Origin of the sequence: Streptomyces sp. WM6378 (assembly GCF_001279695.1) — a bacterium.
Taxonomy (GTDB): Bacteria; Actinomycetota; Actinomycetes; order Streptomycetales; family Streptomycetaceae; genus Streptomyces.
The window spans coordinates 1-5510 of sequence record NZ_LGDD01000072.1 but is presented as its reverse complement, the minus strand read 5'-3'; the positions used below and the strand labels follow the sequence as shown (position 1 = coordinate 5510).

The window sequence follows — 5510 nt, the reverse complement described above, 5'->3', positions numbered from 1 at the left end:
GCGCCGGCTCATCCCCCGGCCGCGCGCTCCGAGCCAGCCCACGCGGTATGTAGTGCAACGCCGCATCCTCCGCCGCAGCGACCGCCTCCGCCTGATCCTCGCCAATGCGGTAAGTACCCACCAGCATCCATCGATGCACCTCCAAGGCCACGCCATCAGCACGTTGATTTATCCAGGTGTCCTCCTCAATGAGGACATACCACTCGTTAATCATGACCAGCATCCACCTGACTTCCCTGGGCCTCCGACTTCAAGGATGGGCTACGCCCTTGCCGCGTAACGCGCCGCACTGGCCACAGAGGAGGGCCGGGCGTCGTGGGGGCTCAGTACTTGTCCCACTCCTCTGCGGGGACTGGGCCTTCGGCAGAGTCCCCGCAGCCTTCGCTCCACTCCGCAGCAACAAGCAGAGGCCGGCTTCGCACGTACTCACCCCACGCGTCTCCCCGAAGGACCAAGCCCAGCTCTGGAAAGGCTGGTCCTCCTTCCGACGTGATGTGAAGCTGCGTCATGTTTGCCATCTCATCAAGCCACGGATTCAGTTCAGAAGGGCGTCGCCCCGTCAAACGCGTCCCTCTGTACATGACCTGGGGCCCTCCCCCGGCCCTGACAGACACACCCGCCAGAAGGCCCTCCTGCTGATACAGAGTCCGCAACTCCAGATCAGAGAAGACCGCCCACCCCAACGGCCCGCAATAGGACGCTCCGCTGAACATGGGTGTACTGCCCAACACCTCGACCACCTCGGTGTGAGACATCCCGAAACGCAGCGGGCCAACCCCCTCCAAGGGCCGGAACTCCCAGCAGAACCGTTCCGCATCAGACTTGATATCGCCCCACCACATGGCTTCCCCTGCCCAACAGAACAATCAACGATCGGTGCCATTTTCTCACGCAAGATCACCACTACTACCAGGACCGAATGGCATGACAGTGATGCAGCATGTAAGAACCCGAATCCGACAGGCATCCCCTACCAATGAACCGCCGACAAATCTCATCGGCCTGGCACGAGTCGCGTCACCGGAATGACACCGCTCATCCGCCGAGGTCGATCAGGGCCCAACGTCGGCGGCCGCCGTCCTCCTGGTCGGTGTCGGTGCCACAGGAAACCACACCCCGACCGGTCACCTCGCGCAGCAGGTCCTCGTCTTCGGGGGCCCGGCCGCTCTGGTGGGACAGGAGGAGGATGAGGGCCTGGTGGTCCTGGTCGGCGAGGTGGAGGCTGATGCGGCGGCCGCCGTCCGTGAGAGCGGCGCGGGCCAGCAGGACCGTCACCTCGGTGATGCCCGCTTCCTTGCCGGTCTCCAGGCGGTAGCCCCACTCGGCGAGCTTCCCCACAACGTGCCGGGCTGTTTTCCTGGGCGTCCAGGGGGCGTTCTCCAGCGTCCAGTTCGCCGCCCGCCGGTTCGCGATCCGCGCCGCCAGGCGCGGCCGCACCGCGACGGCGGAGACTGCTGTGTTTCCTTCGGGCCGCGGGGGTTCCACCGGCCTCTTGGGCGGGGGCGGGGTCTTCGGCGGATAGTCGGGGCGATACCCGCCCTCTGCGTCGGCACCCAGCAGCGCTGCCACAACTGCCTCCCCACAAACGGGTATTCCAGGGCCTGATGGGGGCCCGTGGTGCTCAGCGTAGACCTCCCCCCGAGCGCCGGGAGAGCAAACACATCCAGCCGGGCATCAGGGCCCGCGCTTCCCCGCAGCCGGCCGGGCCCGAGTGGGAATGGCCTGTGTGCCAAGGAGTGGTCGGCAGGCAGCGGACTCGGGTGACGGTCAAGCTCCCGGTCTCGGCGGGCTGGGCGGGAACGGCCGATTCTTGTCCGGCACCGGCCCGCTTGATGGACGTCCCGGCGGCGGCTGCGACGGCAGCCGAGCCGGAGGCTTACGCACATAGACAATCACGGACGCATCGTAACGGCGCACAACCTCAGCAACTCGGCTCCTGCACACCTGTGTTGAGGACAGATCGCGCGCCGGCGCCTCGGAGTGCACCGCTTCCTTCCGCCTGGACCGCTCACGGCATCGACGCTACCTGTCGGCCGTCGCCCAGCCCGCCATCAGCCTCAGCACGCCCGTCACGACAGATACCGCCCCGGGCCTGAGTCGCGCTGCCGGTAGATCGAGGGAGTGCCGAGGCGCAGCGGGAGTCTCAGGTGGACGGGGCAGCGGGGGTAGCGGCGGGCGGAGTGCCGACCAAGGTCAAAACGCCCCGGCGCTGACACCACCCCAGGAAATCCCAACCGTTCTGCAGCAAGCCCACTTTCTGCAACACCCCAGGCCACAACCCCAAAACCAGCGAGAAATCCAGAACGCAGCAGCCCAGAGCCTCGAACCAACCCGTCCTAGAATTTGCAGCACCACAGGTCACAGACCTGCTGACAAAGCCACCCCACCGGGACGGCACACCCTAAACGCGGTCCAGGCACCAGCGGACGCCGCAAAAGCGACCCGTCCGGGGCGACGTACGCGACCTCGAACCCGTCCGCCGGCGGACCGGCTGGGTGCTCCACCCGAACCGTGCGGGGTGTGGTACGTCCGGCAGGACAGTGAGGGTACGAACCCGGCCTTGCCCGCCATCAGCCCTATCCTGTTCCCCGCCGAGGGACCGCCCACAGCCAGCAACGGGAACTGAGAACCCATCACGCACCGCGCGGACCTCGCACCGGGGCCGCGCGGGCGGCGTCGGGCGCTATGCGCTGGCGTCGGCGTCCTCGAACGTCGTCCGGCGGCGGACCTGGTCCTCCTGGGCCATGCGGCGCAGCAGTTCGAGCATGGGGCCGGAGAGGGCCAGGACGACGACCGCCTGCTCGGCCAGGGTCGGCGAGTCCTCGAAGGCGGCCGCGCGCTCCAGGTCCAGCCGGGCAATGGAGCGGGCCAGCTCCGCGTAGGCGACGAGGCGCTCGGGGCGGTAGTCCGCGTCGAGGCGCCGGAGTTCCCGGAGCGCCGTGGTCAGGCCGCGGACGTGCGGCGAGGTGCCGGGGATCCGCCAGTCCATCGCCGCGATCAGGCCGGAGACGTCCGCCGCCGCGGCTGCCTCGGGCGCCGCTTCCTCGTCCGCGCCGCGGGCCGGGGCCTGGGCGACGGGCACCGGCAGGGCGTAGCTGATCGCCTTGAGGGTGCCGTCGGCGCTGTCGGCCCGGTCGACCGCCGCCAGGACCTCGCGGGTGGCGGCGATGGACAGACCGCCCAGGGTGGTCAGTGCCTTGATCAGCCGCAGGCGCTGGACGTGCTCGTCCCCGTACTCGGCCAGCGTGGCGGCCGTTGCCCGGCCGGCCGGCAGCAGGCCTTCCCGACGGAAGTACTTGATGCTGGCGACCGGCACGCCGGTCGTTCGACTGAGCTCCGAGATCTTCATGCAGCTTCCTCGTCGGCGAAGTGGCCGGGTACCCCGCGGTCGCGATCGGACGTCCTTATCCGATATTGTCACTACCCAGCACTGGATACCATAAGTATCTAGTTACTCTGTGTGATCGAACCGGAGCGTTCATGTCTTCCCCTCCGCCCTCCTCCGCGCTCCGCAGTCCGCGGCTGTGGATCGGCTCGGGCCTCATCCTCGCGGTGATCGCCGCCCTGTTCTCCCTCCTCTACGTGGGCGGCAACGTCAACCCCAAGGGTCATCTGCGCGACCTGCCCGTCGCCCTGGTGAACGAGGACAAGGGCGCCGTCGTCGCCAAGGGCAAGCACCTCAACGCCGGTGACCAGGTCGTCTCTGGGGTCAAGAAGTCCGCGGAGGGCAACGACAGCTTCGACTGGCAGGTCCTCAGCAAGGAAGAGGCCGACAAGCGGATCGGCCAGGGCAAGCTCTTCGGCGCGATCGTCGTGCCGGAGAACTTCACCGCCTCGCTGACGGGACTGGTCAACCCGCAGCAGACGAAGGCCGTCCGGCCGACGATCACGGTGCTCACCAACCAGTCGGCCGGCAGCTTCGGCTCTTCCATGGCAAGCCAGGCGACGCAGAAGGCCGCCCACGGCGCCTCCGCCCAGCTCGGCACGGAGCTCCTCAAGCAGGCGAACGCCCAGGGCGCCAAGCTTGCCCCGGCCGCCCAGCTGATGCTCGCCGACCCCGTGAGCGTCCAGGTCACCGACGGCCACCCGCTCGGCACCCACAGCGCCATGGGCCTGAGCGCCTTCTACTACGCCCTGGTCCTGGTCGTCTGCGGCATGCTCGGCGCCAACGCGCTCATCTCCCAGGTCGACACCTTTCTCGGCTACCTGCACACCGACTACGGGCCCTTCCGTCAGCGCAACCCCCTGCGCCGCACGAGCCGGGTGCGCACCCTGGCCATCGACTCCGTCCTCATGGTCGGCCTCTCCCTTGTCATGGGCTCCCTAGTCGAGCTCGCCACGGTCGGCGTTCTCGGCATGGACGCCTCCCACCTCGGCCTGCTGTGGGTCTACTCCGTGGCCACCATCGCCGTCGTCGGCATCGGCGCCCTGGCCCTGCTGCGCGCCTTCGGCGCCCCGGGCATGCTGCTCTCTACGATCATCTTCGTCGCGATGGCCGTCCCGTCCTCGGGATCGACGGTGCCGCTGCAGGCGCTGCCCGACTTCTTCCGGGTGCTCTCGGAGTTCGAGCCGCTGCGGCAGATCACCGGCGGCCTGCGCTCGATCCTCTACTACGACGCCCAGGCCGACGCCGGCCTGACTCGCGCCTGGGTCTCCCTGGGCATCGCCCTGGTCGCCACCGTGCTCTTCGGCTTCGGCCTCACACGTTTCTACGACCGCAAGGGCCTGCACCGGGTCCCGCAGTCGGCGAAGTCCATCGACGTGGAGCCGGAGCCCGCGGCGGTCTGACCGTCTCGCTGCGACAGCGGACGCGCCCACTCCCCGCGGGGAGTGGGCGCGTCCGTTTTGCGTGGCAGAGCCGCGGGGATGCGGCGGCTCGCCCTGCGGCGCCTACGACGGGACATCGGCACGCTGTCCGCCATCAGCACCGGATACGGAGCCTTCACAAAGGGAAATTCGGCTCACGACGGCAGAGCCAACTGAGACGCCCCGACCCACTGCCCCACATGACCGGCACCACACCTTCACCAACATTCGGCGCCACCCTTCACCACCAACACAGCACCCCAACTTCAGCAGCACTCACGGGAACAGCCAAAACACCCAACTGAAACCCAACACCGAACCACTGAAAACCCAACGCCGAATATCAACATCCCCGACCTCAAGGAACTGCGGACATCCCGCGTTCCGCATCAGCCCGAAAGCGGTCAGCGGTAGTCGTCGGGCAGCAGGTGATACCGGCCTGCTACGGGACCAGGGCCTTACCCGTCTCGGTGGGCTCGTCGCGCAGGCCGAGACGCAGGTGCTCGACGTGGAAGAGGGCCTGTTCCAACAGCTCGGCGACGTGGTTGTCGTAGAGGGCGTAGACGATGGAGCGGCCCCGCCGTTCTCCGGTGACGAGCCCGAGGTTGCGCAGCAGGCGGAGCTGGTGGGAGCAGGCGGATGCTTCCATGCCCACGGCCTCGGCGAGGTCGCCGACCGCGCAGGGGCCCTCCTGGAGACGGGCC

5 protein-coding genes are annotated in these 5510 nt (G+C 68.2%); 1 reads left to right on the top strand and 4 read right to left on the bottom strand.

The genetic code is table 11. From position 1 onward, the window contains the following. The 3 genes from ADK54_RS47385 to ADK54_RS09500 all read right to left on the bottom strand — a co-directional run. A partial coding sequence (locus ADK54_RS47385) for a hypothetical protein (RefSeq protein WP_234391987.1) occupies positions 1–223 on the bottom strand: 223 nt, incomplete at its 3' end. 812 nt (positions 224–1035) lie between these two features. After that, entirely contained in the window at positions 1036–1569 is a 534-nt protein-coding gene (locus ADK54_RS09505) for a hypothetical protein (protein WP_234391986.1), read from the bottom strand. 1114 nt (positions 1570–2683) lie between these two features. Continuing rightward, the gene (locus ADK54_RS09500) at positions 2684–3349 is read right to left on the bottom strand and encodes a MerR family transcriptional regulator (RefSeq protein ID WP_053725118.1); all 666 of its coding nucleotides are present in this window, start codon (positions 3347–3349) and stop codon (positions 2684–2686) included. A 131-nt stretch (positions 3350–3480) separates the two neighbouring features. Between ADK54_RS09500 and ADK54_RS09495 the strand changes: the two genes are divergently transcribed. Further along, positions 3481–4788, top strand: a complete 1308-nt coding sequence (locus ADK54_RS09495; RefSeq protein ID WP_053725117.1) for a YhgE/Pip domain-containing protein — start codon at positions 3481–3483, stop codon at positions 4786–4788. 460 nt (positions 4789–5248) lie between these two features. Here the strand turns inward: ADK54_RS09495 and ADK54_RS09490 are convergent. Next, a partial coding sequence (locus tag ADK54_RS09490; RefSeq protein ID WP_159047685.1) for an ArsR/SmtB family transcription factor occupies positions 5249–5510 on the bottom strand: 262 nt, incomplete at its 5' end.